16 protein-coding genes are annotated in these 16394 nt (G+C 38.5%); 15 read left to right on the top strand and 1 reads right to left on the bottom strand.

All coding sequences use genetic code 11. From position 1 onward, the window contains the following. Positions 1 to 6 precede the first annotated feature (6 nt). The 14 genes from rpmD (at position 7) to ACT3CD_RS15160 (ending at position 13291) form a co-directional block, all read left to right on the top strand. The gene (rpmD, locus tag ACT3CD_RS15095) at positions 7 to 183 is read left to right on the top strand and encodes a 50S ribosomal protein L30 (RefSeq protein ID WP_444646489.1); all 177 of its coding nucleotides are present in this window, start codon (positions 7 to 9) and stop codon (positions 181 to 183) included. A 29-nt stretch (positions 184 to 212) separates the two neighbouring features. Continuing rightward, positions 213 to 659 (top strand): 50S ribosomal protein L15, encoded by a 447-nt coding sequence (rplO, locus tag ACT3CD_RS15100; RefSeq protein WP_444646490.1) that lies wholly within the window; start codon positions 213 to 215, stop codon positions 657 to 659. A 262-nt stretch (positions 660 to 921) separates the two neighbouring features. Beyond that, a complete protein-coding gene (secY, locus tag ACT3CD_RS15105) occupies positions 922 to 2256 on the top strand; it encodes a preprotein translocase subunit SecY (RefSeq protein ID WP_444646491.1) in 1335 nt (444 codons plus the stop codon). Positions 2257 to 2279: 23 nt separating this feature from the next. Continuing rightward, entirely contained in the window at positions 2280 to 3059 is a 780-nt protein-coding gene (gene map, locus ACT3CD_RS15110) for a type I methionyl aminopeptidase (protein ID WP_444646492.1), read from the top strand. A 21-nt stretch (positions 3060 to 3080) separates the two neighbouring features. Beyond that, positions 3081 to 3299, top strand: coding sequence for a translation initiation factor IF-1 (gene infA / locus ACT3CD_RS15115; protein WP_010663197.1), 219 nt, complete (start codon positions 3081 to 3083; stop codon positions 3297 to 3299). Positions 3300 to 3310: 11 nt separating this feature from the next. Beyond that, a complete protein-coding gene (ykgO, locus tag ACT3CD_RS15120) occupies positions 3311 to 3427 on the top strand; it encodes a type B 50S ribosomal protein L36 (protein WP_015361145.1) in 117 nt (38 codons plus the stop codon). 12 nt (positions 3428 to 3439) lie between these two features. Then, positions 3440 to 3817 (top strand): 30S ribosomal protein S13, encoded by a 378-nt coding sequence (rpsM, locus tag ACT3CD_RS15125; protein WP_444646493.1) that lies wholly within the window; start codon positions 3440 to 3442, stop codon positions 3815 to 3817. Positions 3818 to 3826: 9 nt separating this feature from the next. After that, positions 3827 to 4216, top strand: a complete 390-nt coding sequence (gene rpsK / locus ACT3CD_RS15130) for a 30S ribosomal protein S11 (protein ID WP_444646494.1) — start codon at positions 3827 to 3829, stop codon at positions 4214 to 4216. Between the two features lie 141 nt (positions 4217 to 4357). Next, a complete protein-coding gene (gene rpsD / locus ACT3CD_RS15135; RefSeq protein ID WP_444646495.1) occupies positions 4358 to 4963 on the top strand; it encodes a 30S ribosomal protein S4 in 606 nt (201 codons plus the stop codon). A gap of 9 nt (positions 4964 to 4972) precedes the next feature. After that, a complete protein-coding gene (locus tag ACT3CD_RS15140) occupies positions 4973 to 5965 on the top strand; it encodes a DNA-directed RNA polymerase subunit alpha (protein WP_444646496.1) in 993 nt (330 codons plus the stop codon). A gap of 6 nt (positions 5966 to 5971) precedes the next feature. Next, on the top strand, positions 5972 to 6487 hold the full coding sequence (rplQ, locus tag ACT3CD_RS15145) for a 50S ribosomal protein L17 (RefSeq protein ID WP_444646497.1): 516 nt from the start codon (positions 5972 to 5974) through the stop codon (positions 6485 to 6487). Between the two features lie 131 nt (positions 6488 to 6618). Beyond that, positions 6619 to 7920 carry a phosphopyruvate hydratase gene (eno, locus tag ACT3CD_RS15150; RefSeq protein ID WP_444646498.1) on the top strand — a complete coding sequence of 434 codons (1302 nt, stop codon included), beginning with the start codon at positions 6619 to 6621 and terminating at the stop codon, positions 7918 to 7920. 596 nt (positions 7921 to 8516) lie between these two features. After that, positions 8517 to 9830 carry a citrate (Si)-synthase gene (locus tag ACT3CD_RS15155; protein WP_444646499.1) on the top strand — a complete coding sequence of 438 codons (1314 nt, stop codon included), beginning with the start codon at positions 8517 to 8519 and terminating at the stop codon, positions 9828 to 9830. Between the two features lie 179 nt (positions 9831 to 10009). Further along, positions 10010 to 13291 carry a ligand-binding sensor domain-containing protein gene (locus ACT3CD_RS15160; protein WP_444646500.1) on the top strand — a complete coding sequence of 1094 codons (3282 nt, stop codon included), beginning with the start codon at positions 10010 to 10012 and terminating at the stop codon, positions 13289 to 13291. Here the strand turns inward: ACT3CD_RS15160 and ACT3CD_RS15165 are convergent. Next, a complete protein-coding gene (locus ACT3CD_RS15165; protein ID WP_444646501.1) occupies positions 13288 to 15036 on the bottom strand; it encodes a response regulator in 1749 nt (582 codons plus the stop codon). The genes ACT3CD_RS15160 and ACT3CD_RS15165 overlap by 4 nt on opposite strands. A gap of 511 nt (positions 15037 to 15547) precedes the next feature. On the opposite strand from ACT3CD_RS15165, the gene ACT3CD_RS15170 reads away from it, so the two are divergent. Then, positions 15548 to 16393, top strand: a complete 846-nt coding sequence (locus ACT3CD_RS15170) for a hypothetical protein (protein WP_444646502.1) — start codon at positions 15548 to 15550, stop codon at positions 16391 to 16393. Position 16394: the final 1 nt, after the last annotated feature.

Here is a 16394-nt window from a genome sequence, read left to right on the forward strand (position 1 = left end):
AATAAAATGGCTAAAATTAAAGTAACTCAAGTTAAAAGTAAAATCAGGAGTACTCAACGTCAGAAAAGAACGTTGGAAGCACTTGGTTTGAAAAAATTAAATGCCACTGTGGAGCACGAAGATACTCCCGAAATATTAGGCATGGTTGACAAAGTGAAACACCTCGTTTCTGTCGCAAAATAGAGTTTTAACGAAGTTTAAGAATAGTATATATGGAACTTAATCAGTTAAAACCTGCAGCGGGGTCCAGACATCACCAGAAACGAATCGGCCGTGGTGCTGGTTCTGGTTTTGGAGGAACCTCTACCAGAGGGCACAAGGGTGCTAAGTCTCGCTCAGGATATTCCCGGAAAATTGGTTTTGAAGGTGGTCAGATGCCTCTTCAACGCCGTGTTCCCAAATTTGGATTTAAGAATGTCAATCGCAAGGAGTATAAATCCATTAATGTTGGTGTTCTTCAGAATTTGATTGAAAAGAATAAATGGGATATTATTACCCCTGATAATCTGATCGAAGCCGGTTTTATTAATAAAAACGACATGGTGAAGATTTTGGGTAATGGAACTATTACTGCAAAAGTAGAAGTTAAAGCCCACGCTTTTTCAAAATCAGCGCAGGCTGCAATTGAAGCCGCTCAAGGTACTGTTGTGGTATTGTAACAATTTAAACACCCTTAGAGTCTCAACGATTAGGTTGAGACCTTTAAAGGTGTTTCTATAGTTTGTTTACTTTAGCTACAGCGCCCGGAGTATCAGATGATGGCCTTATAATCAAAATCAGATAAAACATTTTATTGCTGTTTTATCTGGCAAAAGAGGAACAAATTTAAATCATATGAAACGACCATCATAATCTGTTTCAGAAAGGAACAGGTTATGTTTTGGGAGTTCCATCTGGCAAATAAAAACAAATTATAATCAGATGAAACTATTTGAAACCATCCGAAATATTTGGAAGATTGAAGATCTCAAGAGCCGGATTCTTACAACGCTTGGTTTGCTTGCAATTTACCGATTAGGATCATATGTCGTTCTTCCGGGAATCGATCCTGATCAGTTATCAGGTCTGGCCGATCAAACCAGTGATGGTGTGTTGGGATTGCTTAATATGTTTTCCGGTGGTGCATTTGCGAATGCATCCATTATGGCATTAGGTATTATGCCTTATATTTCAGCTTCTATTGTGATACAACTTTTGGGAATTGCAATACCTTATTTCCAGAGGCTACAACGTGAAGGTGAAAGCGGTCGACGTAAAATCAATCAAATTACCCGATATTTAACGGTGGTAATTTTATTATTTCAAGCTCCGGGTTATATTGCCAATTTACATGCGCAATTACCCGTATCTGCTTTTGTTAGCAGCGGATGGAGTTTCACGATTACCTCTACCATTATCCTCACCGCCGGGAGTATGTTTGTTATGTGGCTGGGTGAACGAATTACTGATAAAGGTATAGGAAACGGTATCTCGCTGATTATTATGATAGGTATTATTGCTCGTTTACCTTTTGCTGTTTTGGCCGAGTTCGGTTCAAGATTAGAGGAAGGTGGGTTGGTAATGTTGCTTATTGAATTGGTTGTGTTGTTTTTTGTTTTCGAAAGTGCAATTCTTTTGGTTCAGGGAACAAGACGAGTACCGGTACAATATGCCAAACGTATAGTTGGTAATAAACAATATGGCGGTGTACGTCAGTATATTCCGTTGAAGGTTAATGCAGCAGGTGTTATGCCTATCATTTTTGCTCAGGCAATAATGTTTATCCCAATCACGGTTGTCGGATTTGTTGACAGTGAATCAGCTACTGGATTTGCAGCTGTTTTTTCAAATTTTACAGGGTTTTGGTATAATTTTACCTTTGCTTTTTTGATTATAGTTTTTACCTATTTTTATACTGCTATCACCATCAATCCGCAACAAATGGCGGACGATATGAAACGTAACGGAGGCTTTATACCTGGCGTTAAACCTGGTAAAAGAACGGCTGAATTCCTTGATTCGGTAATGTCTAAAATTACATTGCCTGGGTCTATTTTTCTGGCGTTCGTAGCTATACTTCCGGCGTTTGCTCAGATGGCAGACATTGACCAAAATTTTGCTCAGTTTTATGGGGGAACTTCTTTGCTGATTCTTGTGGGTGTTGTTTTGGACACTCTTCAGCAAATTGAAAGTCACCTTTTAATGCGGCATTATGATGGCCTATTGAAATCAGGCCGTATAAAAGGTCGTACTGGTGGTGGAGCTGCCATGTATTAATAGAAGATGAATTAAAAAGCAACATGATTTATTTAAAGACTGAAGAAGAGATTGAACTGTTGCGCCAAAGCAATATGCTTGTTGCAATGACGCTGGGAGAAATGGCTAAACTGGTAAAACCTGGTGTAACAACTCTTGAATTAGACAAGGTTGCTGAGACATTTATTAGAGATCATAAAGGGATTCCGGGTTTTCTGGATTATGATGGTTTCCCTAACACATTATGTACATCTGTTAATGAACAGGTTGTACATGGAATTCCAAGTAAAAGAGCTTTAAAAGAAGGAGACGTAGTTTCTATTGATTGCGGCGTTCTTTTAAATGGTTTTTATGGGGATAGTGCTTATACTTTCGAAGTAGGAGAAGTTAAGCCCGAAGTTAAACTGCTGTTACAAACAACCAAGGAGTCTCTGTATAAGGGAATTGAAATGGCTGTAGAAGGCAATCGATTGGGTGATGTGGGTTTTGCTGTGCAAAAGCATTGTGAAGACCGTGGATTTTCAGTCGTTCGGGAAATGGTAGGCCACGGTGTGGGTCGATCATTGCATGAGGCCCCGGAAGTTCCTAATTATGGGCGCAGAGGTAATGGACCAAAACTTCGAAAAGGAATGGTTATTGCTATTGAGCCGATGATTAATTTAGGAAAGCGGAATATTGTGATGGAAAATGATAATTGGACCATTAGTACCATTGATAAAAGTGTGTCGGCTCATTTTGAACACACTCTGGCAATTGGAAAAAATAGTGCAGATATCCTTTCCAGTTTTAAATTTGTCGAAGAAATATTAACTTTGCAGTCTTAAAAAAAATAAAGCAATTGATTTATGGCTAAACAAGCCTCTATTGAACAGGACGGTACCATTATCGAAGCTCTTTCCAATGCTATGTTTCGCGTGGAATTAGAAAATGGTCATGTGATTACTGCTCACATCTCCGGTAAGATGCGTATGCATTATATTAAAATACTTCCTGGCGACAGGGTCAAAGTGGAAATGTCTCCTTATGACCTGACTAAAGGAAGAATTAGTTACAGGTACAAATAATACTTATTAATATGAAAGTTAGAGCATCCATTAAAAAGCGCAGTGCCGACTGCAAAATTGTGCGTCGTAAAGGTCGCTTGTATGTGATAAATAAGAAGAATCCCAAGTTTAAACAACGTCAAGGATAAATAAATTAGAATATGGCAAGAATTGCAGGAGTTGACATCCCTACCAATAAAAGGGGAGAGATAGCGCTGACTTATATCTATGGTATTGGACGCAGCAAAGCTACATCTATCCTTACTCAGGCTGGTATTGATGTTAATATGAAAGTAAAAGAATGGAATGATGATCAGATTACCGCAGTGCGTGATTTGATTAGTTCAACCATTAAAACCGAAGGTGAACTGCGGTCAGAAGTTCAATTGAACATCAAGCGTCTTATGGACATTGGTTGTTACAGGGGAATTCGTCACCGTATTGGTTTACCATTACGTGGACAGTCCACTAAAAACAATGCACGGACCCGTAAAGGGAAAAAGAAAACCGTGGCCAATAAAAAGAAAGCGACTAAATAATCATTGAAGATGGCAAAAAAGGCAGGAACACAGAAGAAAAGAGTAGTAAAAGTTGATGCTCTTGGACAGGCGCATATTCATTCGTCGTTCAATAACATCATCGTTTGCCTGACCAATGCAAATGGACAGGTTATTTCATGGTCTAGTGCCGGTAAAATGGGTTTTCGAGGATCAAAAAAGAATACCCCTTATGCCGCTCAGACAGCAGCAGCCGATTGTGCTAAAGTAGCTTATGACCTTGGCTTGAGAAAAGTTAAAGTATATGTGAAAGGACCAGGTAATGGTCGTGAATCTGCAATTCGTTCTCTTCATTCAACAGGTATTGAAGTGGCCGAAATTGTTGATGTTACCCCACTACCACATAATGGTTGCAGACCTCCTAAAAGAAGACGGGTCTAATTTAATTACTAGTTATTAACCATAAGTTTTTGGCTTTAATTTTGAATAATGGTAGGTTATAACCAAACCTTCCTTCTATAATCTTGCGGCTGTCATATTCAATCTTTAAAATCAAAAATTTAAAATCAAAAATTTAGTAGAATGGCTAGATACATTGGTCCAAAAACCAAAATCGCACGTAAATTCGGAGAACCAATTTACGGTCCTGACCGGTATTTTGAAAAGAAAAATTACCCGCCGGGACAACACGGTGTTAACCGTAGAAAGAAAACCAGCGAATATGGTGTTCAGCTGAAAGAAAAACAAAAAGTAAAGTATACCTACGGTATTCTGGAGAAACAATTTCGTAACCTGTTTGAAAAAGCAAACCGTAGTAAGGGTATTACAGGTGAAGAATTGATTATCTTTTTAGAAAGTCGTTTGGATAACGTTGTATATCGTTTGGGATTAGCTCCTACCCGCGCAGCTGCTCGTCAGCTGGTCTCTCACCGTCACATTACTGTAGATGGTTCAATTGTGAATATCCCTTCTTATATGCTTAAAGCTGGTCAAGCTGTGGGCGTAAGAGAAAAGTCTAAATCTCTCGAAGTTATCACAACTGCTTGTGCTAATTCAAGTGTTCATAAATTTTCCTGGTTGGAATGGGATAATCATACCATGACTGGTAAATTTCTTAATGCTCCTGAGCGTTCAGAAGTACCTGAAAATATAAAAGAACAGTTGATTGTAGAATTGTACTCTAAATAATTTATTCTTATGGCAATATTAGCGTTCCAAAAACCTGATAAAGTTATCATGCTTGATGCTGATGACAAGTTCGGTCGTTTCGAATTTCGTCCTCTTGAGCCAGGATATGGTATTACTGTTGGAAATGCCTTAAGAAGAATCTTGCTCTCTTCATTGGAGGGCTATGCAATTGCAACTGTTAAGATTGAAGGTGTTGATCACGAATTTTCTAACATTCCGGGTGTAATTGATGACGTCACCGAGATTATCCTGAATCTTAAGCAAGTTAGGTTTAAAAGAATTATTGAAGATGTCGACAGTGAAAAAGTTACTGTTACGATAACTGGAAAAGAAAGTCTTACTGCTGCTGATTTTAATAGTCAGCTTTCAGGGTTCAAGGTGTTAAATCCAGAACTGGTTATCGCCCGTATGAATCCGGAGGTGACACTTCAGATGACCATTAACATTGTTAAAGGTCGTGGTTATGTGCCTGCTGAGGAAAACCGGTCGTCCGAGTTGGAATTTGGTACCATTGCCATAGATTCTATCTTTACGCCTATTCGTAACGTTAAATATTCAGTCGAAAATTTCCGTGTTGAGCAAAAAACCGACTACGAGAAGCTTTTGTTTGAGATCAGCACTGATGGTTCTATTCATCCCAAGGAAGCATTGAAAGAGGCATCAAAAATTCTTATTTATCATTTTATGTTGTTCTCCGACGAGAAAATTACGCTCGATTCGGAAGATAAAATGGCTAACGAAGAGTTTGATGAGGAAGTATTGCATATGCGCCAGTTGTTAAAGACCAAATTAGTGGATCTTGACCTGTCTGTACGTGCTCTTAATTGCCTTAAAGCTGCTGATGTTGAATCGCTGGGCGAATTGGTTCAGTACAACCGCAATGACTTGTTGAAATTCAGAAACTTCGGAAAGAAGTCGCTCACTGAGTTGGAAGACTTACTCGTGAATCTCAACTTGAGTTTCGGTATGGATATTTCTAAGTATAAATTAGACAAGGAATAATAAGCAATGAGACATAGAAAGAAAATAAACCATCTGGGAAGGACCAGTTCTCACAGAAAAGCTATGCTATCCAACATGGCGAGTTCTCTCATCCTGCATAAAAGAATTAAAACAACAGTCGCTAAGGCAAAGGCTTTGAAAGTTTATCTGGAGCCTTTAATTACCCGTTCTAAGGAAGATACGACCCATTCCCGTCGTATTGTCTTTAGTTATCTTCAAAATAAGGAAGCGGTAACCGAACTGTTTAGAGAGATTTCTTTGAAAATAGCTGACCGTCCTGGTGGTTATACGCGTATTCTTAAGCTGGGCAGCCGATTTGGCGACGCAGCTGAGATGTGTTATATTGAATTGGTTGATTATAACGAAAATATGTTAGCTGCCGCTTCTGCCAAAGGAGAGGCTAAAAAATCAACCAGAAGAAGTCGTTCCAGAAAGAAAGCAACCACTAATGTGGCTGCCGAGACTACAGCTCCAGATACAGCAGCAGCTACTCCTGATGCTGAAACAGATAAAGCTGAGTAAATTCGTATCAGAAACCGTGCAAAGTTACGGTCTATCTATAAATTTGCTGAAGGGGGATAAAGTCGTTACGTCTTTATCCCTTTTTTATGATTTTTGAAATTATTGTTTATACATCATAAAAAACTTACATTATGGGTTTAATTGCAAACATCCATGGACGTGAAATACTTGATTCACGTGGTAATCCAACTATTGAAGTGGAAGTGGAACTCGAAAGTGGCATCGTAGGTCGTGCAGCTGTTCCATCAGGAGCTTCTACCGGCGAGAATGAAGCCCTTGAACTTCGTGATGGCGACAAAAAAAGATATCTTGGAAAAGGTGTTTTGAAGGCCGTTGAAAATGTTAACAAAGTGCTTGCTCCTGCGCTCATTGGTATGCCTGCTACTAGTCAGGTAGCTATTGATCGGAAAATGCTTGAAATGGATGGCACTAAAACCAAAAGTAAATTAGGTGCTAATGCTATGTTGGGCGTTTCGTTGGCTGTGGCTAAAGCCGCTGCTGAATATTCCGGTATGCCTTTGTATCGCTATTTAGGTGGTCCTAATGCCAAAACACTGCCGGTTCCTATGATGAACATTATTAATGGCGGTTCACATTCAGATGCGCCTATCGCTTTTCAGGAGTTTATGATTCGTCCGGTTGGCGCATGTTGTTTCCGCGAAGGTTTACGTATGGGTGCAGAAGTTTTTCACAGTCTGAAAAAAGTTTTGCACGATCGTGGCTTGAGCACTGCTGTTGGCGATGAAGGTGGTTTTGCTCCTACTTTGGAAGGAACTGAAGATGCTCTTAACAGTATTATTGATGCCATTAAAAAAGCTGGTTACAAACCGGGTAGACTTGAAGATGGCGGTCAGGTTGCTATTGCATTGGATTGTGCTTCTTCTGAATTCTATAGCGACGGTGTTTATGACTACTCCAAATTTGAAGGTGCTACAGGTGTAAAAAGAAGTCGTGAAGAACAAGTTGCCTACCTGTCTGAATTAGTGGCAAAATTCCCTATTGACAGTATCGAAGACGGTTGTTCTGAAAATGACTGGGATGGCTGGGTTTTGTTGAACAAAGCTATTGGTGATAAATGCCAGTTAGTAGGTGACGATTTGTTTGTTACCAATGTAGAATATCTGAAAAAAGGAATTGAATTGGATGCTGCTAATTCAATTCTTATTAAAGTTAACCAAATTGGTACTTTAACTGAAACACTTGATGCTATTGAGATGGCTCACCGTGCAGGTTATACTTCAGTAACTTCTCACCGTTCTGGAGAAACCGAAGATGCTACCATTGCAGATATTGCTGTTGCTACCAACAGTGGACAAATTAAGACTGGCTCTTTGAGCCGATCAGACCGTATGGCTAAGTATAACCAGTTGCTCCGTATTGAAGAGGAATTAGGTGATACTGCTATTTATGGCTATAAGAAAGTGGTGAAATAATTATCACTCTTTCATAAATTTTTTAAGAGAGACTGTTCTTTTGGGCAGTCTCTTTTTTTATGCCTTTTAATTTAATCTGTAAAAGCGTGGACTTTATGCTTTTTTATTACGAAATTTAATTGAAATATTGATTGGCTATGCGTTTTGTTGTTCATGAATTTTGTGTTTCGAATAGAGTGGTTGCTTGTTTAGCCGCTCTAACCGTTGTGATGTAAAGACGCATTATTTTTGTGGTTTTTGAAGGATGAAAATTATTTCTAACGGGATCGCTGGTGTTTATTTAATTATTTCTTATTGATTGTCAGGCTTATGGGCGAGTATACTCGTTTTGAGGTGTCCCAAATGTTAGTTGATTATTGTAAATGACCATATAGAAAATAAGACTAACGAAAAAAATCGTTTTCTTATTTATGCTGGATAGACGAAATGAGATTAATTTATTTAAAATTAGCGATATATAGATACTTGGTTTTGTTGCTTTATTTAATAAAAATTCACCCAGACATTTGTTCTCAGAACAAAACTAAAGTTCTTCTGTTTTAAATATATGTGATAAAAGTTATATTAATAATAAATATAATCTAAAAATATAATTTATGGATTTAGTAAAAAAGAGGCTACAGGAAGTAGGATCGCCGAGGGCTGAATTGTTGAAGAAGATGGTGCGGGAGCATGGCGGTAAAGTCATTCAGGAAGTTACCTTAGATCAGGTTGTTTCAGGAATGAAAGGCATTGTTGCATTGTTGACAGATTCATCCAAACTGGATCCGGCTGAAGGAATCCGGTTCAGAGGTCATTCTATTCCTGAACTCAGGTCGCGGTTACCTAAGATTAATGAGGATGGGGAACCATTGCCGGAAGGTCTTTTTTACCTTATGCTAATTGGTGAATTGCCAGAAAAAAGCCAGGTGGATTATATTTCGAAGGAGTGGGCCAGAAGAGCACAGGGGATTCCGTCACATGTATTTGATGTGATTAATGCACTGCCTAAGTCTTCTCATCCCATGATACAATTTAATACCGCTATTTTGGCTATGAGTACTGAATCTCATTTCCGGCGGGCCTATATGGACGGGATGGATAAGAAGGATTATTGGGATCCTATGTATGAGGGTGTTATGGATTTGATCAGCCGATTGCCTATTATTGCAGCTTATATTTACCGCCGCGTTTTTTTCAACGACGATCATATAGATATGGATCCTTCGCTTGATTGGGCAGGTAATCTGGCTCACATGATGGGTTACGAAAGTGAAGAAGTTAAGCGACTCATGCGTTTGTATATGGTATTGCATGCAGATCACGAGGGTGGCAATGTTTCGGCTCATACAACACATTTGGTGGGGACTGCTCTTTCAAACCCTTACTATAGTTTTGCAGCTGGGATGAATGGATTAGCTGGCCCTTTACATGGTATGGCCAATCAGGAAGTTATGATGTGGCTGGAGAGACTGATCAAAGAAATTGGTACCGCCGATCCCACGCGGGAACAGATTAAAGCATACGCAATTGCAACATTGGAAAAGGGTCGGGTTATTCCGGGGTATGGCCATGCTGTGCTAAGAAAAACGGATCCCCGATTTAGCGAGCAACTTGATTTTGCCAATAAATATATCCCGGATGCGCCGCTCATTAAATTAGTCCGTACTATTTATGAGGTCGTGCCGGAAGTGCTGCTTTCAACCGGGAAAGTAAAAAATCCTTGGCCTAACGTAGACGCTATTTCAGGTAGTTTGTTGTCAAGTTATGGTATAAAAGAATATCCGATTTATACCGTCTTATTTGGGGTTTCTCGTGCCTTAGGCGTCCTTTCTTCTTTAATTTGGGATCGTATATACGGAATGGGACTTGAACGACCAACGTCGCATACCTTAGAATGGTATATGGATAAAGTTAATTTTAAAGCATAGCATAAATTATTGCTTTGTTTGGATTTAACGCTTTAATCAGGTTGCTGTTTAAAGAGTATGACATTAATATATTAAAGCTTCAGGGAAATATCGCCGGGAGCTTTAATTGTTTTTAAACGAACTTTGATTACCTTTATTTCAGCGTCATTGAAGGTTGTTGCTACAATAATGTTATAAAAGTGAATAAACTATTTCCTCTTTCTTTTGCCATATTATTTATTTTTTTAGCTCAATCTGTTCTTGCAAAGAGTGAAAATGGCTTCATTCAGCATTTTACGATTACTGAAGGGTTATCGAGTAATGCCGTGAATGTGGTTTTTCAGGATTCGCGAGGATTTTTATGGATTGGTACTGAAGATGGCCTTAATAGGTACGACGGGTACCATTTTAAGTCTTTTCGGTATAACTATCAGAATAAGAATAGTATCTCAGAGAACCGAATTACTGCCATAAACGAAGACAGTCTGGGTAATGTTTGGGTAGGACATCGGAATTTGGGCATTAGTGTATATAATCCTTTAACTGGTTTTTTTACCCACTATAGTAGTGATAAGGGCAATGAAGCGGCGTTGCCTGAGGATATGATCAGATATATTCATGTATCACCCGATGGAAAAGTGTGGATAAAAACGGATAATTATCTCTCTTTATTTGATTCAGATTCCCATACTTTTAAGTCATATCGTCATTTTTCAAATCAGATGACAAAAAGTGGTTTCTCCGGTTATTGTGTACAAAGTGAGAGCGATAGTACTTTGTTGGTTGGGACAAAAGACGGTTTGATGCGGTTTAATATTTATAACGAAGAATTTACCTGGTATTCAAATAAATCTGAGAAAACGCATAAAAGGAATTTTTTTGTTAATGATTTACTGGGCATCTCTGCCCGGGAATATCTGGTTGCAACGCGCGATGGGCTTTTGCAGATAAATGCCGATGGGCATGTGGTACACATTGAATCGTCAAGCCATCGGGCCGATAATGTAATGGCTTTGATGCTAGATGAAAAGGGGCAGATTTGGGTCGGGTCTGATAATGGTGTTGCGTTATATAATGCGACCCATTTTTCTTATTCGACGACTTTAGACTGGGCTAAAAATTATTCCGTCACATCAATAACGGAAGATGTTTCAGGTGTCATCTGGATTGGCACAAAATTTAACGGATTAATTAAATTTTCCGGCCAGCAGGCAAAATTTTCTTTTTTTAATGATGATGCGGAAGGTCTCTCTTCTTTAAACGTTAATTCCATATTTGTTGAGAACGACAGTGTTGTATGGTTAGGGTGTGACGATGTGGGGTTGCTAAGTTTTAATTATCGGTTGGGTAAAGTGTTGTATTCTGATAAGGAGAATTTTCATTCGTTGGGGATTAATTCAGTAAATGTTATTTCTCGAATTAGCGATGATCTGACCTGGCTTGGTACAAATATTGGTCTTTTTCAGTTCGACCTTAAGAATCGACGGATTTTGCGCCCTGATTTCTGTAAAAACAAGAGCTTCTCATCTGCTTTTGGAAATAATGAAATTACTGCTATTGTTAAGGATTTAAAAGATCGGCTCTGGATAGGAACGTTGTATGGTTTATTTCAGATTAACGGAAAGTCTATCAAGTCGTATTTTGCAGTTGACGGCAACCATGAATTGTTGTCCGACGAAATAAATTCTTTGGCATTGGATGAGAACGGGGATGTTTTAATTGGAACGTCAAATGGGGTTTGTTACTATGATGAAAATCTTGATAAAATAAGAAAAATCCATTGTCAGGAACAGGCTTATTCTTTGGATCATCAGGTTATTACAATGAGTTGTGACAGTAAGGGGCGTTTATGGTTAGGTACTTATCTGGGGTTGTTGCAGATGGATCGAATATCAAGCGATAGCGTTTCAGTGTCGATGATGCCTGGTTTTGACAAAGAAATGATAACGTCGGTACTTGTTGATATCAGCAACCGGGTTTGGGTTAGTACCAATGGCGGTGTTGCCATGCTTATGGCCGATGGTGGTATTAGATGGTTTGACGAATACGATGGTTTGCCAGGCGATTTATTTAATATTGGAAGTGTGGACGTTTCGCCATCGGGCACTATTTTTTTTGGTGGCGTTAACGGACTTAGCTGGACGCATCCGGATTCTATAAGATTTAATACGCATTTGCCCGTTATTGAAGTTACTTCAGCCAAGGTGTGCAATAAAGGGCATTGTGCTGATGTAGGGAGTGGTCTTGTTCGAGATTTGGAAATTAAGTACCACCCGGGTATGCTTTTGGAAATGTCTATGGCCGCCCTGGATTTCAGGCAACCGTCTAAAAATTATTTTCAAATTTATCTTGAGGGATATGATGACGGTTGGCGTCCTCCAACATTACAGAATGTGGCGTCCTTCACAAATTTGATGCCGGGCGATTACGTTTTGAAAATACGGGCTTCAAATAATGATTTTGTATGGAGTAATGACATTTTGGAAGTTCCGATAAAAGTTAAGGCACCTTTGTGGCTTTCCAGTTATGCGTATCTGTTCTATGCGTTTATTTTTATTTTTTTGATACAGCTTTTCGTGAATTATAGAGTTCGTGACTACAGAAAGGCGAACAGGTTGCTGACTGAAAAAAATAGTGATAAACAGAAACTTGAAGAACAACAGGAGATACTCTCAAAAATTAATCAGAATCTTACCGATAGTATAAATTATGCCAATCGCATTCAACGGGCAATGATTCCATCGACTGATACTATTAATGGTGTTTTGGGCGATTCTTTCATCTATTTCAGACCTCGTGATGTGGTTAGTGGCGATTTTAGTTGGGTTTATACAGATCAGGCAAAAGTGTTTGTGGCGGTTGTTGATTGTACCGGGCATGGCGTACCGGGGGCGTTTATGTCTATTATTGGTATCGATTTGCTTAAAAGTATTATTGTGGGGAAAGGTGAAAATGACCCGGCACGTATATTAAATCTTGTGAGTATTGAATTGGCTGCAACATTGCATAGCGGATTAAATGACGGTCTTGTGGATGATAATCACGTGAAAGATACCATGGATATTTCACTTTGTGTTATTGATCATTCAGTTCAAAAAATGTTTTTTGCGGGCGCTATTCACGATCTTTATTTGATACGGAATAATCAGATGCAGATAATTAAAGGCGATCGCTATATGATAGGGCGACGGTTACCAAATGGTGCGTTTCCTGAGTTTAAAACATCTGTCATAGATCTTACCGGAAATGAGGTGGCTTATTTATTCACCGATGGATTTGTTGATCAGTTTGGCGGGGCTGAAAAGAAAAAATTTAAATACCGACGTTTCCGACACCTGCTTTTAAGTCTTTATTCGCTGCCATTTGGCGAGCAGAGACAAATTCTGCATCGCAAGTTTGAAGAGTGGCGGGGAAGCGAGGAGCAGGTTGATGATATTTTGGTTTTGGGCTTCAAACCATTGACAACTAAAAAACTATATTAATTGTCCAGAAAGTATTTCATTTTGTCCAAAAGCTGATCCGGATTAAATGGTTTGCTGATGTACGAGTCCATCCCAGCTTCTAAACATTTAATCTCGTCTTCGGGGAAAGCATTTGCTGTTACTGCAATGATTGGCGTGCGGGAGTCGGAGGTGTTTTCCAGTTCGCGTATTTTTTCGGTGGCTTTGAAACCGTCCATTACCGGCATCTGTATGTCCATTAATATCAGATCATATTTTGTAGTGGCAACTTTATTCAATGCCTCTTTGCCATTATTGGCAATATCGACCTTCTTTACATGCTTTTTGATATACAGGGTAAGTATTTGCTGGTTACTAATGTTATCTTCAACTATCAGTATCTGAGAATTATTCATGCCTTTTTTTTGACTCAGCTGTTGAGGACGTTTCTCTTTTGTGAAGGTAATGTTGGCTGTTTCGGGGTATTGGTTGGTGGTGGTAAAGGAGGCGGTAAACTTGAATGTTATGAGGTCCTTCGAAAGGGTGATAGTAAGGTGATGTCCATCTACTTCGATCATTTTTTGGGTTAGGCCGAGATCCAGCAGGCTAATCATTTTATTGGTGTTCAATTTGGCAATGTCTTGCGAATTGAAAAAATTGTCGGAAAATTGGCTGTCGGGTTTCAGATCGGGGTGTTGCAAATCGCTTATAACGGCAAAGGAGAGATTTAATTTGCCGGGCATGCTACTGTTCCTTTTTACTTCAATGGTTATATGTGTTAGTTCTGCATTTGGTTGTTTTATGATGCTGTTGAAGATGTTTAGCAATATTTGTTTTAGTTTAATATTGTTTCCTGTTAGTTGATACGGAATGTCAGGTGCAAGAGATATGCTGTATTTTACTTTTCGCGATTCGGCTATAAATAACAAAAATACGCTATTTATGGTGTTGTACAGATTGAAGTTGGTTATATTAGCAGTGTTCCCTACTTCTGCTTTGGTGGCCATAACAAGGTTGTTTACCACTTCAGTCAGATTGTTTGAAGAGGTTCTTAATGTTTCCATATATTTTTTTTGCTCATCATTCAATCGTGTTGTCTCAAAAATATTGGCAATCCCTTTAATGTTACTGAGTGGTGTTCTTATTTGATGTGAAAGTCGACTCAGCAAATCCTCCAATGCTTTATTTTTATTTTGTGTCTCAAGAATAATACGTTCTTTTTCGAGCAGTACTTCTGAACGTAAAAATTGAAAGGCGAATGCCGTAATAAATGAAATGGAATAGAAAATAGAAATGAACAGGATGGCTTCAAGTGTGTATTGTTTTGTCCCAAGATTGAGCGGTTGAATAAATATAAAATATATAAGCATCAAACTGGCAAGCAGCGTCGACCAGATGGTCCCGTTTCTTCTGCCCCGAAGAGCCGTGGCGTAGAACGGGAAAAAGACACACCAGCCTGCACTGAAGCCAGTATTTCCGCCTGTAGTGAATAATGTGAAGGAACTGATAAAAAATATGATAATCGCAATTTGCTGGTGTTTTATGCTGGTGAATGTCCGTAAATAGAGATGGCTTATTGTTAGAATGATACTTAATGAAAGAAAAGGGATGGCTAGTTCAATCGATTCTTTGGCCAGTGATAGAACCGCCTCCGTTAATACGATAACGGTAAATGATAAACTACCCATATTTATCAGTAACGATTTTACCTGGGTATCCATATCTGTCTTGTCGCTTTGTCCGGAAATAAATAAACTGATTATTTTGTTGAGTAAATTTATGATCATAATGTGTCTGTTTTTATGCAAAGTAGTAAAAAATTATCCCTCAAAACATTGCTTCGTTTGTTTTTTTACTCTATTTGGATAAAATGCAGCATACGCTTCTTTAATTGTTTTGAAAAATTATAAAATGCCTGTTTAATGGCTGCCTTAAAGGGCGGTATTTCAGGAGTCTGATATGTCATGACAGATGTTTCATCAAGGTTTGCTATGTATAAAAGTTTTGAGGCGACTTATAGTCTTTAACTATTTTCAGCGTCATCTTGACGCTGAAGGTGTTTTTTATCGACAGACTTTGTTTTGAGTAATAGGACCGTTGAAAATGATAGTTCGGTAGATATATCGAAAGTCCATTTATGAGTTGTTTTTTTGTAAATCTTGCCATGTTCATGTAACCTCATCTGTCTTTAAGGAGTATTAAAAGCAATCTGATTTTTTATACCCTACGACGTTAAAAAGGTTGCTTGATTAAGTTTAATAATTTTTAGGAGTCGATTTAATTTTAATTAATAATACAATGAGATCTTTTTTTATTGCAGCATGGTTGCTAATTGCACCTTTTATGGCTTTTGCGCAAGAGCATATTCCGGTTATTGAAGATTACCAGAATTTTTTGAAATCTAAAACAATGGTTGTCCTGGATGGCGTTGCTTTAAGTGAATTTAATGGTGTAATTGAAGATGTGGTTAATAGAGCCTGGACCATCACACCGTTTGAAATTATTACATCCAAAGAGTTTGAAAAATTAAAGAATGATCCCAGTTTATCATTTTTGCTTACATCAACGGTCACTTTTCATAAGGATAAAACAAAGGCTCGGTATAAGTTTTTGAGCCTTTTAATGGGTGAACAGAAAGCCACGGTACGTACTATGCCTGACTTGTGTTCCTTGCCGCTATCCTATTTACAGGTTGAAAGTGATAGTTATAACTATAAGCTTGAAGCGTTCCTTCTTTTCATTCAGAACCATGTTAAAAACGTTATTGAAAATGAAAAGTTAATTGGTGAAAATGCCTTAAAACATTATAATAACAAGGAAAAAGGGGCTTTAGCCAATAAAGTATTATATCTTACAAAAGAAGATTTGGCTAAGGATGTAAGCACGGAAAAAGCCATTGCTGCAGTATATCCGTATGAATTTAAGATTGTAACGCGTGAGGAGATTGCCGAGGCCATTGCATCACGCGATCCCAAAGTCGTTTTTTTGCATAAAGTAGGCCCCGAAGGGACACGCATTAGAGCCCGTGTTTATAAACTTTTGGTTGGGGCTGCCGACTCTCAGCTTTATTATTTTAATTATCTAATGATGGATAATGCTAAAGACGACGCTTTTCAGCTGAAAGATTTTAAGAAGTTGAAATAAA

It is taken from the genome of Geofilum sp. OHC36d9 (assembly GCF_052400685.1).
In the GTDB taxonomy this organism is placed as follows: domain Bacteria; phylum Bacteroidota; class Bacteroidia; order Bacteroidales; family Marinilabiliaceae; genus CAZHHH01.